This is a genomic window from Bradyrhizobium sp. (assembly GCF_049512235.1).
In the GTDB taxonomy this organism is placed as follows: Bacteria; Pseudomonadota; Alphaproteobacteria; order Rhizobiales; family Xanthobacteraceae; genus Bradyrhizobium.
Genome location: NZ_JBEKXH010000633.1, coordinates 1 through 3282, shown reverse-complemented (window position 1 = coordinate 3282; position 3282 = coordinate 1). Strand labels below are relative to the sequence as shown.

The 3282-nt window shown below is 62.4% G+C and carries 5 protein-coding genes and 1 pseudogene; 5 read left to right on the top strand and 1 reads right to left on the bottom strand.

From position 1 onward, the window contains the following. Positions 1–147: 147 nt before the first annotated feature. From ABSG20_RS33080 to ABSG20_RS33060, 5 genes and pseudogenes are all read left to right on the top strand, one after another. A complete protein-coding gene (locus tag ABSG20_RS33080) occupies positions 148–849 on the top strand; it encodes an SET domain-containing protein (protein WP_423868648.1) in 702 nt (233 codons plus the stop codon). A gap of 115 nt (positions 850–964) precedes the next feature. Further along, positions 965–1152, top strand: a pseudogene (locus ABSG20_RS33075) (transcriptional regulator); the annotation flags it as partial. 63 nt (positions 1153–1215) lie between these two features. Further along, a complete protein-coding gene (locus ABSG20_RS33070; RefSeq protein WP_423868647.1) occupies positions 1216–1881 on the top strand; it encodes a DsbA family oxidoreductase in 666 nt (221 codons plus the stop codon). A 110-nt stretch (positions 1882–1991) separates the two neighbouring features. Beyond that, positions 1992–2195, top strand: coding sequence for a type II toxin-antitoxin system HicB family antitoxin (locus ABSG20_RS33065; RefSeq protein WP_423868646.1), 204 nt, complete (start codon positions 1992–1994; stop codon positions 2193–2195). Further along, a complete protein-coding gene (locus ABSG20_RS33060) occupies positions 2192–2398 on the top strand; it encodes a type II toxin-antitoxin system HicA family toxin (RefSeq protein WP_423868645.1) in 207 nt (68 codons plus the stop codon). Before ABSG20_RS33065 ends, ABSG20_RS33060 begins: the two co-directional genes overlap by 4 nt. A 52-nt stretch (positions 2399–2450) precedes the next feature. On the opposite strand, the gene ABSG20_RS33055 is transcribed toward ABSG20_RS33060, so the two are convergent. Further along, positions 2451–3282: GNAT family N-acetyltransferase (locus ABSG20_RS33055; protein ID WP_423868644.1), on the bottom strand; the 832-nt coding region annotated here is incomplete at its 5' end.

The window sequence follows — 3282 nt, the reverse complement described above, 5'->3', positions numbered from 1 at the left end:
AACTGGCCTTGCTTGACGCCCCAGATCCTTAAGGCCGGAGCAATCTGGGGAAGGTTCGAGCCGGACGCGCGAAAGGCCTGACATCGGGCCGGAATCGTCTTAGAACAGCGGCCCCTGCCTTCATGAGCGTGTCAGTTCCAACGGATCATGCCTGCCATTTCGTCGAAAAAGCCGTATCGCGTCGGCCGTTCCCGCACCGGGCTCGGCCTGTTCGCCACCAAGCCGATCAAGAAGGGCGCCAAGATCGTCCGCTATTTTGGCCCGCTGTTGGATTCCCGGAACAAGAAGGACGACGCGGTCGAGAACAAATATCTGTTCGAGCTCAATGGCCGCTGGACCATCGACGGCTCGGTGCGCGAGAACGTCGCCCGCTATATCAATCATGCCTGCAGGCCGAACGCCGAATCCGATGTCATGCCGCGCAAGCGCAAGGTCGTGATCCGCGCCATCAAGAACATAGCGGCGGGCGAAGAAATCAACTACGATTACGGCAGCGATTACTTCAAGGCCTACCTGAAGCCGATCGGCTGCAAATGCGCGGCTTGCGAAAACAAGCGCAAGAAGAAGCGCGCCGAGGCGAGGGCCGAACGGCTGCGCCTGAAAGCGCGAGCCGAGAGGAAGGCCTTGAAGGAAGCCGAGAAAGAGGCGGCGAAGGCCAAGCGAAAGCACAAGCAGGAGCTGAACGGCAAGCCCGCCAACGGCAAGCACCTCAACGGGCACGGCGGAAAATACGCTGCGGGCAAGATGATATCTGCGAAGTCGGAAACTCTGGACCCAGGGCGATGGCGCAAGGGGTCGTCGCGAAGGCTTCAGATGCTCGCGAGGGACCAAGGAGCCAGGTTTCCCTGATATTGGTTCAGGCCAAGAGCGCACTGCCGCTTTTGCGCAGTCCGAGGCCGTTCTCCGTTCGGTGGGATGGACGGGGGAGGGGATCGGCGCGCCGGCTGGCGCAGCCATTTTCGCAGCTGACGCCAATGTCGCGATCCCCTTCAAGCTGCGGTTCGGCAGCGACGTGCTGAGCTTTATTTCCACCACGATGATTTTCGGCACGCCGTCGATATCACGCTGTCGGAGCCGGCGCTGGAGACGTTCTTTGCGGCGGATGAACTGACCGCCGAGCGGATGCGAAGTATGGCGGCCCAGCTGAAATAGTGCCTTGCATGGGCGTGGGATGCTTATTATCTCAGGAACGTCCGCTTCAGCGAGGACCCTTGGATGAGCTCCCTCAAGCCGCTTCAGATCGACATCGTTTCCGACGTCGTGTGCCCGTGGTGCTACATCGGCAAGCGCCGCGTCGAAAATGCGCTGGCGCTGGCGCCGGAGGTGCCGGTTGCGATCCACTGGCGGCCATTCTTTCTCAATCCCTGGGTGCCGCGCGAGGGCATCAGCCGCGACGAATATCTCACCGCAAAGTTCGGCTCGGTCGAGGCCTACAAGAACATCGCCGGCCGCGTCGTCGCCGCCGCCGGCGAAGAGGGGCTTGTGTATCGGCCCGACCTCGTCAAGCGCCAGCCCAACACCATCGACTGCCACCGGCTGATCCATTGGGCCGATGCGAGGGGCAAATCGGCCGAGATGAAGCAGCGGCTGATGGAATTGTATTTCCGCGATGGCGGCGACCTCACGGACGTCGATGTTTTGGTGCAGGCGGCGGCCGATTGCGGGCTGGATCCCGCCCTTGTGCGGCGGCGCCTTGCGACCGATGAGGATGTTGGCTTGATCTCGGCGCAGGCCAAGGATGCCTCCGACAAGGGCATCTCCGGCGTGCCGACTTTTGTCTTTGCGCAGAAGTACGCGGTATCGGGCGCGCAGCCGGCCGAACAGCTAGCCCGCGCTATCCGCCAGGTTTCGGCGGAGGTCAACGCGCAGGCCGCGGAGTAGGGTTTTTCCACTCCCGCGCCCCGCCCTTCGCAGGAGAGGCAATGTAGCCCACTTCGCAAGGACTTGAATTTGCCAGTTGCTCGCGCGACAATCTGCTGTGGAGATCGATCATGAAGATAAAGATTGTCGTGCATGACGCTGAGGAGGGGGGCTACTGGGCCGAAGTACCTGCTATTCCAGGCTGCGCTACCCAAGGCGACAGTATGGATGAGCTCATGAAGAATCTTTATGAAGCGATCGAGGGATGTCTTTCGATTGAAGTTGCGCCGCCCGAGGCCGGCGGCACCGAACGGATGCTGGACTTGCCTGCATGAAATCGTTATCTGGCCGCGACTTCGCTCGCATCGTCGAGCGTCGTGGTTGGACGCTGCTTCGCGTCAACGGCAGCCATCATATTTATGGCAAAAGCGGAAGCGTCGTGCGGCTTTCAATTCCAATCCATGGAAACAAGCCTCTGAAGATGGGCCTGCTACGGCATCTGGCAAAACTCGCAGAACTTTCAGACGAGGATATTTAGCGCCTTTCGGCCTATCATTATGGCTTTGGCATTTTGGCGCCGACCTCCACGGTTATTTTTCACCGCGGCCATGGATCAAATGAACGGCGCGGCGCGCCAGTTCGCGGGCCGAACGGCGCAGGGTCAGCGCCGCTTGGATCAGCGACACCATGGGATCGCGCGGCCGTAGCGGGATCAGCACGTCGCCGATCTCGAAGCGTCCTCGCCAAATCGGATTGATCATCGGATGATCCGCGCTCGCCATGGAGTCAGCCGTCGCGATTGTGGGATCGGCGCACAGTAGCCGCGTCAGATCCAGCGTCAGCTGCACGCCGGGCGAAAATTTGGCAAAACGCTCGTCGATGCCGACCTTGAAGTAGAACGCGCGATCCTGGTGCCGCAGTACGATCGCGGCTGCGACCGGCATCGTGTCGGCTCGCAGTGTCACGATCTGGCACCGGCCGCTTTCCGCAAGCGCAACCGTCGCGCGCCGGATAAAACCGGCATCGCCCGCGTCCTGCGCCAGCGCGGTGCCGCGCCGGCCCTTCCAGCCGCTGGCCTCCAGCCTCAGGAAATGTTCGATCGCGGCTGCGACCTCTTCAGGCGTCCGCGCCACGTCGAAAGCCACAGCGCCGTATTCGCCAAGCCGGCTGCGCTGGCGGCGCAGTTCCTTCAGCTTCTTGGACCCCAGCGCATCGCGCAGCAGTTCGTCGGCATCGCGCGTCGCATCGAGAGAGGCGCGGACATAGGACTGCAGCACGCGCGGACGCATGCCGCCACCGCGCAGCACCGCGGCGATGGCACGCATTGCAGCGCCGTCGATCGCCACATCGCGCAGGATCAGCGCGCGGGCACCCGCATTTCGCGCCTCGCGCAGCAGCCGCCGTGCGGCGTCCTGCGCCATG